General features: G+C 30.0%; 15 protein-coding genes. 11 read left to right on the top strand and 4 right to left on the bottom strand.

What is annotated here, in order from left to right; genetic code table 11:
* The first annotated feature begins 236 nt into the window (after positions 1 to 236).
* From ON24_RS05720 to ON24_RS05710, 3 genes are all read left to right on the top strand, one after another.
* Positions 237 to 632 carry a hypothetical protein gene (locus ON24_RS05720; RefSeq protein WP_040682220.1) on the top strand — a complete coding sequence of 132 codons (396 nt, stop codon included), beginning with the start codon at positions 237 to 239 and terminating at the stop codon, positions 630 to 632.
* Positions 633 to 1,062: 430 nt separating this feature from the next.
* Positions 1,063 to 2,460 carry an MATE family efflux transporter gene (locus ON24_RS05715; RefSeq protein ID WP_081585241.1) on the top strand — a complete coding sequence of 466 codons (1,398 nt, stop codon included), beginning with the start codon at positions 1,063 to 1,065 and terminating at the stop codon, positions 2,458 to 2,460.
* 51 nt (positions 2,461 to 2,511) lie between these two features.
* Entirely contained in the window at positions 2,512 to 2,985 is a 474-nt protein-coding gene (locus ON24_RS05710) for a MarR family winged helix-turn-helix transcriptional regulator (RefSeq protein WP_016357680.1), read from the top strand.
* Positions 2,986 to 3,433: 448 nt separating this feature from the next.
* Here the strand turns inward: ON24_RS05710 and argS are convergent, their stop codons facing one another.
* The 3 genes from argS to ilvD all read right to left on the bottom strand — a co-directional run bounded on the left by argS (position 3,434) and on the right by ilvD (position 7,531).
* The gene (gene argS, locus ON24_RS05705) at positions 3,434 to 5,158 is read right to left on the bottom strand and encodes an arginine--tRNA ligase (RefSeq protein ID WP_040682219.1); all 1,725 of its coding nucleotides are present in this window, start codon (positions 5,156 to 5,158) and stop codon (positions 3,434 to 3,436) included.
* Between the two features lie 104 nt (positions 5,159 to 5,262).
* Positions 5,263 to 5,685 carry a signal peptidase I gene (locus ON24_RS05700; RefSeq protein ID WP_016357678.1) on the bottom strand — a complete coding sequence of 141 codons (423 nt, stop codon included), beginning with the start codon at positions 5,683 to 5,685 and terminating at the stop codon, positions 5,263 to 5,265.
* A gap of 190 nt (positions 5,686 to 5,875) precedes the next feature.
* On the bottom strand, positions 5,876 to 7,531 hold the full coding sequence (gene ilvD / locus ON24_RS05695; RefSeq protein WP_040682218.1) for a dihydroxy-acid dehydratase: 1,656 nt from the start codon (positions 7,529 to 7,531) through the stop codon (positions 5,876 to 5,878).
* Between the two features lie 163 nt (positions 7,532 to 7,694).
* On the opposite strand from ilvD, the gene ON24_RS05690 reads away from it, so the two are divergent.
* From ON24_RS05690 to ON24_RS05665, 6 genes are all read left to right on the top strand, one after another.
* Positions 7,695 to 8,153, top strand: coding sequence for a ribonuclease domain-containing protein (locus ON24_RS05690; RefSeq protein WP_040682217.1), 459 nt, complete (start codon positions 7,695 to 7,697; stop codon positions 8,151 to 8,153).
* Positions 8,154 to 8,292: 139 nt separating this feature from the next.
* Positions 8,293 to 8,535, top strand: a complete 243-nt coding sequence (locus ON24_RS05685) for a barstar family protein (protein WP_040682216.1) — start codon at positions 8,293 to 8,295, stop codon at positions 8,533 to 8,535.
* 467 nt (positions 8,536 to 9,002) lie between these two features.
* Positions 9,003 to 10,838, top strand: coding sequence for a threonine--tRNA ligase (locus ON24_RS05680; protein WP_040682215.1), 1,836 nt, complete (start codon positions 9,003 to 9,005; stop codon positions 10,836 to 10,838).
* Positions 10,839 to 11,183: 345 nt separating this feature from the next.
* A complete protein-coding gene (locus tag ON24_RS05675; RefSeq protein ID WP_016357673.1) occupies positions 11,184 to 12,407 on the top strand; it encodes a bifunctional 5,6,7,8-tetrahydromethanopterin hydro-lyase/3-hexulose-6-phosphate synthase in 1,224 nt (407 codons plus the stop codon).
* 129 nt (positions 12,408 to 12,536) lie between these two features.
* Positions 12,537 to 12,887 carry a zinc ribbon domain-containing protein gene (locus ON24_RS05670; RefSeq protein ID WP_016357672.1) on the top strand — a complete coding sequence of 117 codons (351 nt, stop codon included), beginning with the start codon at positions 12,537 to 12,539 and terminating at the stop codon, positions 12,885 to 12,887.
* Positions 12,888 to 13,213: 326 nt separating this feature from the next.
* A complete protein-coding gene (locus tag ON24_RS05665; RefSeq protein ID WP_040682214.1) occupies positions 13,214 to 15,517 on the top strand; it encodes a hypothetical protein in 2,304 nt (767 codons plus the stop codon).
* Between the two features lie 110 nt (positions 15,518 to 15,627).
* Here the strand turns inward: ON24_RS05665 and ON24_RS05660 are convergent, their stop codons facing one another.
* A complete protein-coding gene (locus ON24_RS05660; RefSeq protein ID WP_040682213.1) occupies positions 15,628 to 16,395 on the bottom strand; it encodes a hypothetical protein in 768 nt (255 codons plus the stop codon).
* 369 nt (positions 16,396 to 16,764) lie between these two features.
* Here ON24_RS05660 and ON24_RS05655 point away from each other — a divergent pair, with 369 nt between their 5' ends.
* Both ON24_RS05655 and ON24_RS05650 read left to right on the top strand, forming a co-directional pair.
* On the top strand, positions 16,765 to 17,367 hold the full coding sequence (locus ON24_RS05655) for a flavodoxin family protein (protein ID WP_016357670.1): 603 nt from the start codon (positions 16,765 to 16,767) through the stop codon (positions 17,365 to 17,367).
* Between the two features lie 175 nt (positions 17,368 to 17,542).
* The gene (locus ON24_RS05650; protein WP_040682212.1) at positions 17,543 to 19,111 is read left to right on the top strand and encodes a flippase; all 1,569 of its coding nucleotides are present in this window, start codon (positions 17,543 to 17,545) and stop codon (positions 19,109 to 19,111) included.
* Positions 19,112 to 19,427: the final 316 nt, after the last annotated feature.

Below are 19,427 nucleotides of genomic sequence, written 5' to 3'. Positions count from 1 at the left end.
TATTGATTTTTTATAAAAAATAGCTTATAAGTTATAAGTTATAATCAGAAATTTGTTATTTACTTATAAACTATTATTATAAGTTATAAATTATAAGTTATATGTTATAATTTATAATCTATTAAGACATTATCAAAAGCTTTTTTTTCAATTTGTATGTTATAAATTTAGAAAATGCTTAATAACTTAATAGATATAGACAATAATGTATCTTAAAAAACTTATGGGGGCGAAATATGGAGAATAAAGATATAATATTAATTGCAGTGATTGTGATTGTTTGTATTGCCATCCTTTCCCTTGCAGCTTATTTTGTTTTATCTAGTAATGACAATAACCAGGATATAGTAAATAACACAGTCAATCTTACAAATAACAGTACCGATAACACTACAAATCTAACAGATGATGATGAAAGCAGCAACAGCCAATCAAGCTCAGATTCATCAAGCGGTGACAACGGTTCACACAGACTTAAGGAAAATGATACTGGAAGGGACGGTTGGAATCCTAAGGAACATGAAACATATAGTGAAGACATAGGTAATGGGTATCATAAAGTCCATTATGATGACGGATATTATAGAACTGCAGACTCCGATGGTAATGTAGTATCTTATGGTTTCGCTTAGAGACTGCAACCTAATCTTAATCTTATTTTTTTATTTTTAAATTAATATAATCTCTTTTATATCGAAATCTAATTAAATCTAAAATAAATCTATTTAAGATAAATTAAGCCTATTTATACTAAAATCTAATTAAATCAGATATAAATCTCTAAGAGAACTTAAATTTATTTATATTAAAATCTAATTATATTATTAAATGAAATATAAACCTTCTTTTAAAGAATTAAAAGATTAAAATATGTCTGAATTTAAATCAATTATTTAAAGATTAATTTCAAACTTTAGAAAATTTTTGAAAATAGCCAAGCTTTATATACTAGAAAAAAGTATATAAATAATACTTGCATATGCAAGTGTTGAATATTAAACTATTGACAATAAAAGAATTAATTTTTATAATCACTATTTAATTATTATAAAGGAAGATAAAATGGCAGAAGATATGGATACTGAAACAGTTAGAATGATTCGGGGAGATCCAAAAAAGGCATTGCTAAAGTTATCATGGCCTATGATTATTAGTATGCTACTTATGAGTGCTAACAACATTATTGATAGTGTGTGGGTAGCAGGTCTTGGATCAGATCCCCTTGCAGCACTGGGATTTGTGACACCTCTTTTCTTAATATTGGTAGGTATAGGAAACGGAATAGGTGCAGGAGCAAACTCCCTAATATCAAGGAAAATAGGAGAGAAACAACATTATGAAGCAAATAATGCAGGATGTCACTCATTAATAATTGGACTTATAACCACCATACTCCTTACAGTCGTGTTACTTGTATTCTTAAAGCCTATCTTAATTGCAATGGGTGGAAAGGATGTATTAAGTTATGGTATGAGTTATGGAAGTATCATAATAATCGGTACATTTACATTAACCTTACCGGCATTGTTCGGAAGCATATTAAGATCCGAGGGAGATGTGAAAAGAGCAACCATACCACTTGCGGTTACAGCAATATTAAACATGATTCTAGATCCGATATTCATCTATGTGCTTGGACTTGGTGTAGCTGGAGCAGCTATAGCGACTGTTTTAAGTGGACTTGTAGATTTAATTATACTTGTCTATTGGGTGATGATTAAGAAGGATACCTACATATCAATTGAGAGAAAATATTTCAGACAAGATACAAGTATGTATAAGGACATTCTTCTTGTAGGTATACCGGCTAGTATTGAACAGCTAATCATGTCAATTACCGCAATCATCCTAAATGCAATCCTTGCGATGGTTGGAGGAACCGTATCAGTAGCTGTATATACTGCAGGCTGGAGGCTTGTACAAATTGGAATAATGCCTGCAATAGGTATTGGAACCTCTGCAATTACAGTAGCAGGAGTTGCATATGGTGAAAGGGATTACAACAAGTTAAAAACAACACTTAATTACAGTGTAAAGATTGGATTTATAACCGCTTTAATTGTTGCGGTAATATTCTTTATATTCTCAGATCAATTAGCATATATGTTTTCATATTCCTCATCAAGTGCAGAACTATCACCACTCATATCACAATTCTTAAAGATTATGTGTCTATACATCCTGCCTGTATGTTTTGGTATATCAGCAAGTTCAGTGTTACAGGCACTTGGAAAGGGAACCCAATCCCTCATATTAACAGCCAACAGATCATTAATATTAGATGTGATATTTGCTGCAGTAGCTGCGTTCATGCTTTATGCAGGAGCTACTGGTGTATACTGGGGTATTGTTATAGGAGATATTCTAGGTTCAATATTTGCATATATCTACTGTAGATATTATATTAAAAGACTATACAAACTTGGAATATTCAAACAGAAACCAAATGATTCCAAATAGAATAAACAGGATAAACAGTTAGAATAAAAAATCTATCAATTAAGGTGAAACATGAAAACCGTCAAAAAAGAGTTTAGTGATAGGGATATAATGGAATATCCCCTTCCTAAAATCTTATCTATAATATTTCGTTCCCATAACATGTATCTTTCCAATCTCTTAAAGGAAACCGAGATTAATTCCGGGGAATTTCCATTTTTAATTAATTTATATCGAAGAGATCACGTAACACAGAAAGACCTAGCAGATGAATTTAGTGTAAGTGAAGGTACTGTTGCAAGGGCCGTGAAAAAACTTGAGGATAAAGATCTTATAGAAAGAAAGGAGAATCCCAAAAATAGACGAGAAAAAATCATCACCATCACGGATGAGGGAAGGGATTTTGCAAGTAAAGTATTTGATGTAGACAATAGATGGGAAGATGAGATATTAAATCACTTAAGTGAAGATGAAAGACTCATATTTAAAAAAGAATTACTTAAAGTTGAAGAAAATTCCACAGAGATTCTTAAAAGATTTGAGTAAATATTCATCTTTCAACTATTTTATACAGCAATTTCTATTTTTATAACATTAATTTAATTAATAAACTAAAACTATCAGAATCATTTTTTTATTTAACAGTTATTGAAATTTAATTAAAAATATAAGTTGTAAGTTATAAGTTATAACTTAAATAAAAAATAGTATTTTAATATGATAGCTTAGACTAATTAAACAACTAATATTTATCTAGATAATTAATATTTACAGCATATAAAAGCTTTTTTTATTAAAAACAGGATTTTAATCTAGATTAATGATAATTATTATATTAAATAAAGTTATAACTTATAAGTTATAATCTGAAAATAGCTACAAAATAAAAGAAATCAACTTACTAGAACCGACAAAAATAGTTAAAACAGAATAGAATTACTAAAATAAAGAAAAATAGCCAAATAAAAAATAAAAAATTAAAAAGAAGATAAGACTACATCCTATTAGGTGCAGTTACTCCAAGAATATCCAATGCATTCTTTAAGGTGATTTTAGCCTTTTCAACTAAAACTAATCTAGCACCTTCAAAGTCAGAACCGATTACTTGATTTTCTTTGTAGAATCTGTTAAAGTCACTAGCTAATTCTTGACAGTAATTTGCAATCGGATGGATTCTTCTAAGCTCTGCAGATTCTCCAATGAGTTTAGGATATTTGGATAATGTTCTGATAAGATTGGATTCAAATTCATTTGGAGACCAGTTATCTTCACACTCAATACTATCTAAATCAATGCCCTGATTTTTAGCCTTCTCAAGTAATTTGGAAGCACGTGCGTGAGCATATTGTATAGATGCACAACCTCTCTCAAAGTTTAAAGCCTCATCCCATTTGAATTTGATGTGTTTTTCAGGGGATAATCTTGCGATATAGAATCTGATTGCACCGATACCAATCTCTTCTGCAATCTCGTCTATTTCCTCTTCAGATAAGTCATGACGTCTTGAGATGATCTCGTCCTTAGCCCTTGATACTGCCTCATCTATAAGTTCATCTACAGATATGAAGTTACCTGTACGTGAGGACATTGAACCTTCCGGCAATGTAATGAATTCATAGAATAATACTTCCACCTTATCACTGTTAGGTTCAATCTTTTCCAATATCTCAAGTGCAGCTTTAACTTGACGGAATGCCAATTTATGATCTGCTCCTAAGATATCTAAAACAATGTCTCCCTGGTCACATTTATACATGTGATATGCAATATCCCTTGTGGAATATAAGGAAGTACCGTCTGCCCTTCTTAATACAAGATTGTTCTTAATACCAAAATCAGCGAGTTTCAACCTTAAAACATCTTCCATACGTGCATATCCGATTTCCACCATCTCGTCAACATAGCGGTCCACATCACCATTACGTACAAAGGTACCTTCCCATACAAACTTATCATGTTTTACATGCATACGTTTCAAGGTTTCTTTAACACCGTCAAGACATTTATTGATTGTATCCTCAAAGAGTTTGTTTAACTTATCATTGTCTCCTTTCTCATATTCTTTAATCAAATTGGTTACACCGTCTTCAAGTGATGGATCCTCTTTAAATGCCTGATTTACTTTAAGGTATACAAGACCGATATTGTGGTCTATCTTGTCCTCACCTTGATCTTCTATTTTTAAACCTAGTTCCTTAATACCATATACAACCATGGCAAGCTGTCTTCCCATATCATTTACATAGTATTGGGTCTCGACTTCCCTTCCAGAGGTTCTAAGTAATCTTGTTAAAGAATCCCCTATAATAGAATTTCTGATGTGTCCAATATGTAAAGGTCCATTTGGATTAGCTGATGTATGTTCCAATACAATCTTTTGATCTATTTTAGGAAGTTGGCCATAGTTCTCATCTATTGAGTCAAGTAATCCTTTAGAATACTTATCGTAATCAATGAAGAAGTTTACATATGGTCCTTTAGCTTCTATCTTAGTGAATAATTCAGGTTTTTCAATTACACCAACAATATCCTCTGCAATCATAGCAGGTGATTTCTTTAAAATTGGAGCTAATTGAAAGGTAACTGTAGAAGCGATATCCCCCATTTCATGATTTGGTGGGAATTCTAACATGATTTTATCTTTTGATACTTCCGCATCTAATTTGCAGGTAGCATCGTATAACGCATTAATAGCAAGTTGTTCTAATTCATCGTACATTGGTTCACCTAAAAATAATTCTAGCCTTATGAAAATTAAAGATTTATAATTCAAGGCTTGTTATAATAAAATTCATATAAAAATAAGTAAGAGTTATAAAAGGATTAATATCCTTTTAAAGCTATAGTAACATATCCTAATTTAGGAATAATTAATGGTTGACCATTAACTGTAACGACCCTCTCTTTAATTTGATCAGCTGTAGCCAGATAAGGATCTGGAGCAGTGTTATGATCACCTTTTATCTCATAATAGGTGGTTCCATTAATATTAGTTATATTGATTATTCTATGTACAACTGGACTGTTATACCAGGTTGCATCATAAACAACAATATCTCCTACTTTAACATCGTTTGGATTGAATTCGCTTATGCCGAACATGTCTGCCTTCTCAACAACTACAATATCTCCTCTATAGAATACAGGTTCCATACTTCCAGAGACTACAACATTTAAATGCTGTCCTGCAATTAAGACAACAACAATAATTACGATGTATAGAATTATTTCTTTATAGTTAGTCAAAGAAACACCTTATGAATTTAATAAAAAAAATTTAAAATAATTTTATATAAATTATAAAAATTACAATTATTTATATTATAATTTAAGTTTATAAATTCTATTATATAAAAATGTTATTTTGATTAAAAAAATAGATTTTGATAAATTCTTAAAAAAGAATAGTTAAAGATTAAAAGATAGATTAAGGGAGCTATCTTAAAATAGCTCCTTCATCTGCAGATGAGACAGATCTTCTGTAAATATCCAACCAACCAGATACTGGTTTTTCAGGAAGTTTTACAGTTTTCCTCCTTTCTTCTAATTCCTCATCACTTAATTCCACATTAAGTTTTTTGTTTAGAATATCGATTTCGATGATATCCCCGTCTTTAATAAGTCCTATTGGACCTCCGCTCATAGCCTCAGGAGAGACATGTCCTATACATGGACCTCTGGTACCACCTGAGAATCTTCCATCGGTGATGAGACCTACATTCTTAATGCCCATACCCATAATAGCAGATGTTGGGTTTAACATCTCTCTCATACCTGGTCCACCTTTTGGTCCTTCACAGCGGATAACAAGGATATCCCCCTCTTTGATTTCATGACCAAAGATAGCTTCAACAGCATCCTCTTCTGATTCATAGATTTTTGCAGGTCCTTTAAGATGTAATAGATCATCAGGTACTGCTCCCCTTTTAACGATTGAACCGTTTGGTGCAAGATTACCTTTCAATATTGCAAGTCCACCTTCCTTGTGAATAGGATTATCTAATGGACGGATTAAATCTGAATCCTTAATTTCTGCCTCGTCTATTATCTCGGCAATGGTCTTACCGCTACAGGTTAAACAATCGGTATTTAATTTAGATTGAAGTGATTTTAACACTGCAGGTATGCCTCCAGCCTCATGTAAATCCTTCATAGTACTTTGACCTGCAGGGGATAATAATGTGATATGAGGAATTTCATTACTGATTTCATCAAATAAATCGATGTTTACAGAAACACCTTTATCCTCAAGTTCTGCTGCAATAGCCGGAATATGAAGTGCGGTGTTACTGGATCCACCAAGTGCCATATCCATTGCAATCGCATTTTCAAATGCGTCCTGTGTCATGATGTCAGAAGGTTTTAAATCCTCTTTAATCATTTCCACAATACGTTTACCTGATTCATATGCTATTTTTTTCTTATCCTCGGACAATGCTAGTGCGGTAGCGCAGTGTGGAAGGGACATACCTAATGTTTCTGTAATACAAGCCATTGTGTTTGCTGTAAATAAACCGGAACAACTACCTGCCCCTGGACAAGCACAGTGTTCAAGTTCATCTAAATCATCTTCTGTGATTTTTCCTGCAGACAATTCACCACATGCCTCATAAACAGTGATTAAATCTGCATTTTTACCTTTAAAATGACCTGGTTCCATTGGTCCTCCAGTTACAACAATGGAAGGAACATCCACCCTACCAGCAGCCATTAACATACCTGGAACAACCTTATCACAGGATGGCATTAATACAAGACCATCTAAACTATGACCCTTTGCCATACTCTCCACGGTACTTACAACTATTTCCCTTGAAGGAAGGGAATATTTCATACCTTCATGGTTCATTGCAATACCGTCACAGATTGCCATTGTGTTAAATTCAAAAGGAATTCCTCCAGCATCACGGATACCTTTTTTTACATATTCGACTAATTCCCTAAGGTGTATATGACCTGGAACAATTTCTACATAACTGTTTGCAATACCAATAAATGGTTTATTAAAATCTTCATCTTTAAGTCCACAAGCTCTTAAAAGAGACCTGTGTGGTGCTCTTTGTGGACCTTTCTTAATATTATCACTTTTCATATGATCACTTAAATAATAATATAATTAAAATAAATAGTAATTTTATATCTATAATTCATTTTATAAAAAATTGATTAAATAAGGTTCAACCAATAACTTTAGAAATAATTTTATCAAAAAAATATCATATAATATTGAATAGTATTTAAAAAAGGAGATTGGAATGGATAGGAAAATTAAGGTTTTATTTATTTTTATAGTCATTATCTTAATAGCCCTTGGATTATACGGCTATTTCCAGGCAAACAACACCTTCAATCAAAATCAGATAAGTGATGGTTCCGCAATATCAGAAAATGGCCACTATAATAGTAAGGATGATGTTGCTTTATATATCGAGAAATTCCATAAACTGCCGTCAAATTACATTACAAAAAGCGATGCAAGAAAACTGGGATGGAGAGGAGGATCTGTTGAGGAATATGCTCCTGGAAAGAGTATAGGTGGAGACAGGTTTACCAACCGTCAGGAGGTTTTGCCAAGTGGGGAAAACTATATTGAGTGTGACATTGATACAAATGGAACAGATTCAAGAGGCTCCAAACGTATAGTATATTCCACCACAGATTATGATATCTATTACACATCTAATCACTACAAAACATTTACAAAACTAAATTAGTTTAGATTAACAGTTAAATTAAGATAGTTAATTATAATCTTCAATACTAAAAATAGACTAAATTAAAGAAGTGGATTACAATCATAATACTGAAAAATATAGTAAATTAAGTATATTAAAGGAGAATCGGTTGATTTAAATGAAAAACATATATTTAGAGGGGGAAAGACTAAAATCAGATTATCATAGATATCTTAAAGAGAAGTTTGATTTTCCAGACTATTATGGAGAGAATCTAGATGCGTTATATGATTGTTTAACAGAAATAGGAATTGAAACATTAATTACAATCAATGATTCGTCTAACTTAGATGAAAAACTTATAGATACTTTTAGGGATGCATCAGACGAAAATCCACATGTTAATCTTAAACTGGAATAACAGCCCTATTTTTTTAATACTTTTTAAATATAATTTATAAGTTATAACTGCTTTAATTTAAAAAAAATGCTTATAAGTTATAACTTATAATTTAATTATTTATTAATAAAAAATCTAAAAAAAGGATTAAGGGACCAGTATTAATAAATAAGGCAATATTAAGAATCTAAAGATTAATTAAATGAGTTTCTATAATTCAAATAAAAAATAAGAAAAGAATTAAAACAATCATATTAAGTTTAACTTATAAGTTATAATAAAAAAATCAAGGATTAGTTAATGGTTCAATTTTTTTAAAATTATGAGAAAACCAAAATGACCAGATGAAAATCATTAAAAAAAATATACTATAAATATTATTATAACATAAATTTAATTATTATATTAAAATTAAATTTAAGAAATTTTCTAATTTTTATATAATTGATTTATTTTAAATTTTATTATTTTATCAAAAAGGTGATTAAATGCGAGTATTACTCATTCACTCAGATTATATTAAATACGAGACAAAAAATAAAACTCCTGTAGCTGAAGAAATTGATGAAGCTAAAAAAAATGGAGCTTTTGATGAGTCATTAGTTGTTTTTACATCTGTTGAAAAAGAGGATGAAAAAAACCCTGATGCAATTGCAAAAAATTTAGTTAAAGAAGTTAAAAAAGTTTATGACGAAGTTAAAGCAGAAAATGTAGTATTATATCCATATGCACATTTATCTTCCTCATTAGGTTCCCCTAAATTTGCTATTGAAATATTGAAAGAAGCTGAGGAACTCTTAAAAGAGGACGATTATGATGTATTCAGAGTACCATTCGGTTGGTATAAAGGATTCCAATTATCCTGTAAAGGACATCCATTAAGTGAACTTTCAAGAACCATCACTGCCGATATGGAAGACGATGACGAAGAGGAAAAGGACAAGGGACCAGGTTCCAAATGGTTCATCCTAGAAGACGGTCAGCTTTCAGATTGTGATAAATACGACTACACCAACAAAGGACAATTAGAGAAATTGGTTAAAAACGAATTAGGTCATGGTGAGTCCGAGGAAGTTGAACCTCCTCATGTTAAACTAATGAGAGAAAAAGAGTTATGTGATTATGAAAGTGCTTCCGATGTTGGAAACCTTAAATGGTATCCTAAAGGTCGTTTAGTACGTGATTTATTATCTGATTATGTTTACAACTTAGTTGTAGATCAAGGTGCAATGCCTATTGAAACACCAATCTTCTACAACCTAGAGAATGATGCCATTAGGGAACATGCAGCTAAATTCGGTGAAAGACAATACAGGACTGCAACTAAAAATCCTTTAATGCTTAGGTTTGCATGTTGTTTCGGTGCATTCAGAGTAATGGGAGATACCTTCCTAACATGGAAAAACCTACCTGCTAAGGTCTATGAGCTTTCAACCTACAGTTTCAGATATGAGCAAAAAGGTGAAGTAGTAGGTCTTAAAAGATTAAGAGCATTTACAATGCCTGATTTCCACAGTTTCTGTAAGGATATGGATTCAACATTAGTTGAATTTGATAAACAGGTAGACATGTGTGTACAGACCGGTGTAGATCTTGATGTCAATTATGAGATTATCTTCAGGGCTACCCAGGACTTCTATGACGAACATAAGGAATGGATGTATAACACAGCAAGAAGAATTGGAAAACCAATGCTTTTAGAAATCTTACCTGAAAGAAAACACTACTGGAGTTGTAAAATAGACTTTGCAGCAATCGATTACTTAGGTAGACCAATTGAAAACCCAACTGTACAAATCGATGTTGAAAGTGGAAAACGTTTCGATATTAACTATATCGGGGAAGATGAGAAGGAACATCATCCAACAATCCTACATTGTTCACCTACAGGAAGTATCGAAAGGGTTATCTGTAGTTTACTTGAAAAGACCGCAATTGAAAAGGACGAAAGGGCTCCTATGCTTCCAACTTGGTTAAGTCCAATACAAGTTAGGATCTTACCGATTGCTGATAAACATCTTGACTATGCAAACCAATTAGCTGATAAGATCCAAGCTAACAATATCCGTGTAGATGTTGATAACAGTGAAGATAGGGTAGGTAAGAAAATAAGAAACGCATCCAAAGAGTGGATTCCATACATATTTGTTGTTGGTGATAAGGAACTTGAATCAGATACTGTACAGGTAACTGTAAGGGAAACCGGCGAGAAAGTAGATATGACTATTGATGAATTAATCCAGGAAGTATCTAATAAAAACAAAGGAATGCCTTATAGAAGATTACCAATTCCAAGAAACACCGCTCAAAGAATACACTTCTAGGTGTTAAAATTAATATCTTAATTTTTAAGATATTAAATCATCTTTTTTCATGAAAAAGGAATAATAAAAAACCAAAACCATTGCAATAGTAATGAAACTGATTACAAATAATGAAAAAAGAATAATTGAAATTAAAATTAATAAAAAAACCAGAATCTAAATTTAATATGGAAATTCTTTAAAGTTTGAATGTATATCAATCTAAAATTTAAAAGAATTTTACAATCAATAACATTAAAAAAAAATTAAAATATTTATGTATTTAAAAACATAATATATCATGGTTATAAATCTAGAATTACTCTAAAAATCAGTAATTGATTTATTATAATTGGAGGATATGAAATGTATAATATAGGAGAAGCTCTTATTGGAGACGGAAACGAATTAGCTCATGTTGATTTAATGATTGGAGATAAAGAAGGTCCTGTTGGAAATGCTTTTGCAAATGCTTTAGCAAATCTTTCTGTAGGTCACACACCTCTTCTTACTGTCATTAGACCTAACTTAATGACCAAACCTGCAACTGCAATTGTACCTAAAGTAACAGTTGGAAATTTAGAAGATGCAAGTAAAGTATTTGGACCTGCACAGACTGCAGTAGGTAGAGCAGTAGCAGATGCTGTAGAGGAAGGAATTCTTCCTAAAGATAAAATTGATGACATTGTTTTAGTTGTATCTGTTTATGTACATCCAGAAGCAGAAAACTACAGAAAAATTTACCAATACAACTATGGTGCAACCAAATTAGCAATTAGAAGAGCAATGAAAGGATATCCTGATATCAATAAAGTATTAGCAGAAAAAGATCGTGGAACTCACCCAATAATGGGATTCAAAGTACAAAGATTATGGAACCCTCCATACTTACAAGTAGCACTTGATTTAGATAATCTTGATGCTGTTAAAAACATAATGAATGCATTACCTCAAAGAGAAAGAATCCTTATTGAAGCAGGTACACCACTCGTTAAGAAATTTGGTGTTGGTGTTGTAGGTAAAATCAGAGAATTACGTCCTGACGCATTTATTATTGCTGATTTAAAAACCTTAGATGTTGGAAGAGTAGAAGTTAAAATGGCTGCAGATGAGACTGCAGATGCTGTTGCAATCTCAGGTCTTGGAACTGTTGAATCTATTGAAAAAGCAATCCATGAGGCTCAAAAACAAGGAATCTACTCCATATTAGATATGATGAATGTAGATGACTTTGAAGGTAAACTCAAACAACTTAAACCTGAACTCAAACCTAACATAGTTTTACTCCACAGAAATGTAGATCTAGAAACTACCAAAGCTGAAAAAGGTGAAGATACCAGTAATATGACCGAATGGGGTAATATTAAAGCTATCAAAGAAATTATGGATGGAGGTTTAGTTGCTGTAGCAGGCGGAATCACTCCTGAAAAAGTCGAAGAGGCTACATCTAAAGGAGCAGACATTATTATTGCTGGAAGATACATTATTGGTTCAAAAGATCCAAGAAGAGCTGCTGACGATTTCTTAGCACACTTCCCAGTAGATCCAGACAATATGAGACTTGCTCTCGATGAAGATGAAACCATCTAAATAGTTTTATAAAAACTATTTTTACTCTTTTTTTTAATTTTATAGACCAACTCTTTTTTTAATAAAAAACTTTTTATAATTCATTTAGAATAAATGAATAATAATAATAATTTTCTTAAGGTGATTTTTATGGGTTTTTGTAATTCTTGTGGTAAACCTATGAGTAGAGGAGACGAATTAGGGACAAACAAAGATGGAAGTAAAAATGAATATTACTGTGCAGACTGTTATCAAAATGGAGAATTTACAGAACCGGATTTAACAGTAGAGGACATGATTGTTAAAAAAGCACAAGAGATGATGGATAAAAATCCTGATTTAAGGGAATCAGATGCGACTGGTGTATTAATTACCTTCCTACCTAACCTTAAAAGATGGAATCCTAACTATGAACAGGAAACCTCAAACCATTTCCAAAGAAGACCACAAGGCTATAGGGGAGGATACAATCCTAACCTTGATGATGATGAGGAAATTTAAATCATATTCTAATTTTATACCTTTTTTTACCAATAATGAAACTATTACCAAATCAATAAATGTCTAGATAGCTTTTTTCAAGAAGATACTAATAAATAGTTTTTCAATTTACTCTTTTTTATAAAATAAAAAAAACAATAATTAAATATAGAATCAATTTACTTTTTTTTAAATTATTTTTTACTTATTTTTTCCATGTTAATTTAAAGTAAATTCTTTAGAGGAATGCAAAATAATAAAAAATATATTAGGTCAATCTAATAAATAGATAGTACAATGTAAATTTCTAGGAAATATAGAAATTTATAAAATTCAAGGGGATGAATATGGAAGAAAATAATATTATAGAAGATAATTTTTTTATAATTGATTCAAATAATTTAAACAATGTGGAATCAAAATTCTATGGATACACAATTTACAATAATGAAATTATCACATCAAAAGAGTTTAATAAAGATATTAAATTAGAAGGAGACGGGGCATATATAGATATATCTAAAGATAATAATCAGATTATTATTTCACAAGATTTCTTTGGATCCTATGGACTATATTTATATGAGTATAATAATATATTCGTTATCGCCAATTCCTTTCTAAAATTAGTTGAATATCTAAAAGATAAATATCCTATTTCTTTAAATGAAGACTGTGCTAAATCTTTTATTGCTGCAGATTTATGTGCAATTTCATATAAAAGCACAATGATTAATGAAATTCAAATCATTCCTAGAAATTATACTTTAAAAATCAATATTAATTCAAAAAGATTAGACTTTGAAAAGATTGACTATAAAGAAGATAGTATTGAAGTTAATTCTAAAGAAGGTATAAAAACCTTAGATAATTGGGTTGATAAATGGGTTAAAATAATTAGGAAATTATTCGAAAAAAAACACTATCTTAATATTGATTTAAGTGGTGGTTTTGATTCAAGATTAACATTATTATTAATATTACGGTCTAATATCGATTTAAATCAAATAAACGTTCATTCAATAAATGATAATTTATTTACACATAAAGAAGATTTTGAAATTGCATCTTCAATTTCCGAATATTATAAGTTTAAATTAAATACAGAACTACATCCCTCCACAACAGGTTTCAAATCAATTAAAACCCCGATCAACATATCTTTTTATAGCAAACTTTGTTTTCATAAACAAATGTACTATAATTTAGGATATCATGAAGATCAAATATTTAAAATTGTAGGATACAGTGGTGAATGTATAAGGGAATATTGGATTGATACTCCAGAAGAATATATGAATAAATGTTTAAAGCGAGCATCAGATTATTCAGAAGAGTTAAAAAACCCTACAAAAAATATCATAGAAAAATCCCTTGAAGAATTACAAAAAGATTACAATATAAAACAAAATCTACCTATATTAACAACATTATTGTATAAAGAAGTTAGAACTAGAAACCATTCTTGTAAATCAATATTAGAAAGCTTACTATCAAATAATTATAAATTAGCTCCCCTTATGGATAAGGAATTATATAAATTAGATAGATTTAATGAAAATATTAAAGATGGTAACTTATTAATAGCTCTAATATTTACAAGGTACTGTCCAAAACTTTTAGATTTTAAGTTTCAAGGTGGAAGATCCATAAATAAAGAGACAATTGAATTTGCTAAAAAAATTAATGAAAAATATCCCCTTAAACTTGAAAAACCTGAATTTTTATCTAAAAGCAGTAAACAAATGAAAAATTTAACCAATAAAAGTTTAATAAAATCCAATAATTCAATAACACATAATTCTATTAATAAATATATCAAAGAAGTATTTTCATCAAACTCCTTTGAAAAAACCTTTGAAATTTACTTCTCAAAAAAATTATATCACAATATTCTAAAATATGTTAATAACCACGACTACTATCCTTTACAGCCAGTAATATCTTCCATAGGAGTATTAAAAATTATTAATGATGTTGATTTTAATAAAAATAAATTTAATAACAATATCTTTGATTGGTTAAACCATTTTATCCAGATACCAAATCAAAACAGAATAAAAAATGAAATTTTCAATCAAATTTTACCATATAACATTGCAAGAATCGACATTAAAAACATGAACAATGATGAAAATAATATTGATATAATTAACATTTCGGATAAATCCTCTAAAATCAACTCACCAGAATGGTTTAATGATGAAAAAGGAAAAGGATATGTTATAGAAAGTTCAATAAACAATGTATCCATAAAGTTTAAATGTATCAACGATGGGAAATTAAATGTCACCTTAAGAAGTAAGGATATTAGAGACAAATTAAACCAACGCTTCCCAATTTACATCGATTACATTAGTTTCATTGTTAATGGAGAGGAACAACTAAATAGAAACCAGTTAATAACCCATGATAAACCATTAAAATATCACAAAGATGTTAAAAATGGTGAAATAATTGAAATAACATTAAAATGGTTACCGTTTAATACAAATAGCGAATATAAATCAGATATCACACAATTAAAAAATGAAATTAATGAATTAAAATCAGAAAATAAATTGCTTAAAAATAGCATAAATTCCCTACAAGAAGAGAACGAAATAATGAAAACAAAATCATACATGATTAAAAATTTATTTAAGATTTGATTAAATTTATAAACACTATTTAATCTTCTTAAAATGAATTTTTATAATTTAAATAATATTATTTTAATTTAAAATTAATTATAAATCTAAAAAAAAGTTATTTATAAAGACTATTCGAGATTCAATATGAATTTTTTAAGTCTTCTGATTAAATATTCATTGGATAGTTGATCGTTTTTAAGTAAAGATAGCTCTTTTTGAAGCTCTTCATATCTTTTAGTTAAATCGATATACTCCTCTTGAAGATTATAAATGATATCATCCTTATAGTCATTTCTAAAACTTTCTTCACTTATCAGTTTACTCTCTGCCGGTTTTTCAAGATCATCTGAATCTTTGTTAACACTATCCCCTATAGATTTAAGATTGTCTAAACCTTTATCAGCTTTATCCTCAATAGGCTTTTCAGGATTGTTTGAATCTTTTTTATCAGTGCCCATTTGAGAATCATTAGATGTACCATCATCTGATAATGAGTTTAAATTAGATTCTCCCAGATTTGTAGAATCTATAGAAGGTAATCTAGATTCCATTTCGGATTGACTATTGGATTCCAAACTGGATAGAGAACCATTAGATTCCAGATTATCAAGGGATGATTTAGTTTCATATGATGCAACTTTCTCCTTTAATTGATTGTTTTCATCCATTAAAGTCTCATATTTAGTCTTTAAATCTGATAAAGTTTTTTCATATTCCTCAAATGGATTTTCAGAATAAGGAAGGATTAAAACATCTTCATTATTTTCAAAAACATTATCCTGTTTTGGTATTGTAATTTGAACCTGCTCTGTTTTGTATTTCTTCTTTTTACCACTTTTTAAGGTTCTAGTATATTCTCTTGAATACTTCTTAACAACACCTTTAGATTGTTTCATAATTACACCATAATCAAAAATAGATATTAATCATATTAAGTTCTATTATTATAGTTATCTTATTTCTTTTATTTATACATATTTATAAAAAAAATGTTATAAACTACAACAAAATTTATTAAAAAACCATTGCTGGTAGATTTAACTAAAGAGATTAAAAACAGGAAAAATATAGTTAAAAAATAGTTTAATTAAAGCAGCATTTTTTTACTTAAAACAGAATCTGTAAACAGCTGTTAAGATAGGTTAAATCTGAAACGATTTAAAAAAGGGTTTAAATAAAAGCCAACATTTAATATTGTTTCGTTAAAGATAGAATTCAATATTCCAATAATAAAGAATAAATTTATATAAAGATATAATATTATTATGTCAAGAAAGGAGAAATTAATACTAGGTATTTGTGGAAGTCCAAGGGAGGAATCTACAGATTACCTAGTAAAATATGCACTAAAAGCCTTAGAGGATGAGGGTTTTAGAACTGCTTTTACAAGTGTAAGTGGTAAGAGAATAGCTCCATGCTACCACTGCGATTATTGTATTGAACACAAGAAATGTATTAATGAGGATGATATGTATCCTGTATATGAGCTTCTTAAAGAGGCCGACGGAATTATCATTGGATCTCCTATGCATAATGGAGGAATCAGTGCTCAGACCAAATGTATCATGGATAGAACCAGAGCCTTAGAGGCAATAGATTATGATATTCTAAGAGGCAAAATTGGTATGAGCATAACCGTAGGTGGTGACCGTGTTGGTGGTCAGGAACTTGCAATTCAGGAAATAAATACCTACTATATATTACATGGAATCATTCCAGTAAGTGGCGGTCCATTTGGCTCCAATTTAGGTCCATGTTTCTGGTCCAAGGATAGTCTTGAAGAGGTCAAAAAGGACAGATACGGATTTGAGGCATTAGATAGAACTTTAAATCAATTTATAAAATTTGTAGATAAGTATATACAATAATTAAAAAAATAACAATCCACTATTTATAAAGGTTCATTTTTTATTAAAAAATTGTATTTCATTTAATCAAAATCTAAAATTTAAATAAAAAAAGTACAAAATCAATAAAAATTGTAAAATTTATGAAAATATTTAAATATGTATAGATATTTATAGATAGTTATGGTGTAAAATTATGGCGGATTCTAAGTTAGCTAGAGGTAGTTTCTTTATATTAATCGGTAATGTAATATTTCGTATAGGAGGATACCTCTATCGTTTTTTAATGGCTACATTATTAGGACCTGCAATGTATGGTATTCTAGGTTTAACACTTCCATTTCAAGGAATATTCCAGATACTTGCTGCAGGAGGTCTTCCACCTGCAATTGCCAAATATGTTGCAGAGTATAATGCCACAGACCAAAAGAATCTTGCAAGACAGACCATTCTAACATCCCTAAAGATAATGATTATTTTAGGACTGGTTATGGGATTTCTGATGATATTCCTAATAGCACCATGGCTTGCAAACGATATTTTCCATAACCCCAATGCATTATTACCTTTAGAGGCTGTTGGTTTAATCACTCCTTTTAGTGTAATTGTTGGAGCGTTTAGAGGCGCATTCCAGGCAGTTTATAAAATGGAATACATCGTTGCAACAAGGGCTGTGGAACAAATATTCATGATTTTATGTGCAACAGCTTTTGTACTTATTGGACTTCAAGCATTTGGTGCGGTTTTAGGTTCAGTAGTAGGATTCTTTGCAAGTTCAATATCCGGAGTATATATCTATAAAAAATATATGGGAGAATATATACAGAAAACAGAGGATCCGAACTGGGTATTTACTAAAAAAGATGAGCTTAAACTTGCAAAACAGTTGGTTCTATTTTCAATTCCTGTAACCATTACCGCAATAGCTGAAATGGTTATATTCAGTATATCCACATTGATTATGGGTGTTTTCTTATCTGACTCATTAATCGGTTATTATACTGCAGCAGATCCGATTGCAAGATTGCCTTTAATCGTATCCACCTCAATTGCAACTACAATACTACCTGCAGCATCTGCAGCATATAGTACCAAAAACAAGAAACAGTTAGATAATTATGTATTCAAATCATATGAATACTCCTTGCTTCTAACAGCTCCACTGTGTATATTTACAGCAATATTTTCAAAGTCCATTATGAGAATTGTATACTTTACAAATCCAGCATACACCTCCGGGGCACTGGCTTTATCCATACTTGTACTTGGTATGACCTTTTATTCCATATATGCAGTTTCAAACAGTATAATTCAGGGAATAGGATATCCTAGAATCTCAATGTATATTCTATTATGTGGATCTGGATTAAATGCAATATTAAATTGGTTTTTAATACAAGAATATGGTATAGCTGGAGGGGCATTAGCTACAACTCTTGCAACATTTATATTAATGATTCCGACAGTTTATATAACATTTAGAGTCACAAAAGCCAAAATTCAACATGGAAAAATAATGAAGGTAATTTTTGCGTCTTTAATCATGGGATTAGCAATTCTATTTATTCCGAATAATCCATATGGTTTAGTACTTGGAATAGTTGTAAGTCCTATAGTCTATATACTGGCTTTAGTAATTCTTAAAATATTTGAAACAGAGGATATTGAACAAATGAAAAATCTGCAAAATAAATTAGGTCCCCTTAAAGGAGTTTATCTAAAAATCGTTAGATTTATTGAAGAGAATGGAATAAGCAAGAACTAATTTTTAAAGTAGAGATTTTAATCTTTACTAAAACTTTTTTTAAATCTTTAAATAATCAGAACTATTTTTAATTAAAAATTAGATTAAAAAAGGTGAAAATAATAATTGTATACCAGTAAAATAACCTTTTAAATGAAGTATGATTAAGATCAATATAAAACTATTTTTTAAGTTAAAAATGACTGATTAAAAGCCAATATAAAACTATTTTTGTAAAAACCTAATATCTTAACTGACTTTAAGTAAAGCTTTTTTAAAAATTATTCAAACTATAACTAATTTCAATAAAAAAATACTCTTAAAGTTAAAACTCAGC

This window comes from Methanobrevibacter boviskoreani JH1 (genome assembly GCF_000320505.1).
GTDB lineage: Archaea > Methanobacteriota > Methanobacteria > Methanobacteriales > Methanobacteriaceae > Methanarmilla > Methanarmilla boviskoreani.
Note: the sequence above shows the minus strand (reverse complement) of the source record. Positions and strands in the feature narration are given on the sequence as shown.

Excerpts from the sequence above, each read along its gene's own strand:
- ON24_RS05720 (WP_040682220.1), top strand. The coding sequence starts at position 237 with ATGGAGAATAAAGATATAATATTAATTGCAGTGATTGTGATTGTTTGT.
- ON24_RS05680 (WP_040682215.1), top strand. The coding sequence starts at position 9,003 with ATGCGAGTATTACTCATTCACTCAGATTATATTAAATACGAGACAAAA.
- ON24_RS05665 (WP_040682214.1), top strand. The coding sequence starts at position 13,214 with ATGGAAGAAAATAATATTATAGAAGATAATTTTTTTATAATTGATTCA.
- argS (WP_040682219.1), bottom strand. The coding sequence starts at position 5,158 with ATGTACGATGAATTAGAACAACTTGCTATTAATGCGTTATACGATGCT.
- ON24_RS05675 (WP_016357673.1), top strand. The coding sequence starts at position 11,184 with ATGTATAATATAGGAGAAGCTCTTATTGGAGACGGAAACGAATTAGCT.
- ON24_RS05660 (WP_040682213.1), bottom strand. The coding sequence starts at position 16,395 with ATGAAACAATCTAAAGGTGTTGTTAAGAAGTATTCAAGAGAATATACT.
- ON24_RS05715 (WP_081585241.1), top strand. The coding sequence starts at position 1,063 with ATGGCAGAAGATATGGATACTGAAACAGTTAGAATGATTCGGGGAGAT.
- ON24_RS05710 (WP_016357680.1), top strand. The coding sequence starts at position 2,512 with ATGAAAACCGTCAAAAAAGAGTTTAGTGATAGGGATATAATGGAATAT.
- ON24_RS05690 (WP_040682217.1), top strand. The coding sequence starts at position 7,695 with ATGGATAGGAAAATTAAGGTTTTATTTATTTTTATAGTCATTATCTTA.
- ON24_RS05650 (WP_040682212.1), top strand. The coding sequence starts at position 17,543 with ATGGCGGATTCTAAGTTAGCTAGAGGTAGTTTCTTTATATTAATCGGT.
- ON24_RS05670 (WP_016357672.1), top strand. The coding sequence starts at position 12,537 with ATGGGTTTTTGTAATTCTTGTGGTAAACCTATGAGTAGAGGAGACGAA.
- ON24_RS05655 (WP_016357670.1), top strand. The coding sequence starts at position 16,765 with ATGTCAAGAAAGGAGAAATTAATACTAGGTATTTGTGGAAGTCCAAGG.
- ON24_RS05685 (WP_040682216.1), top strand. The coding sequence starts at position 8,293 with ATGAAAAACATATATTTAGAGGGGGAAAGACTAAAATCAGATTATCAT.
- ilvD (WP_040682218.1), bottom strand. The coding sequence starts at position 7,531 with ATGAAAAGTGATAATATTAAGAAAGGTCCACAAAGAGCACCACACAGG.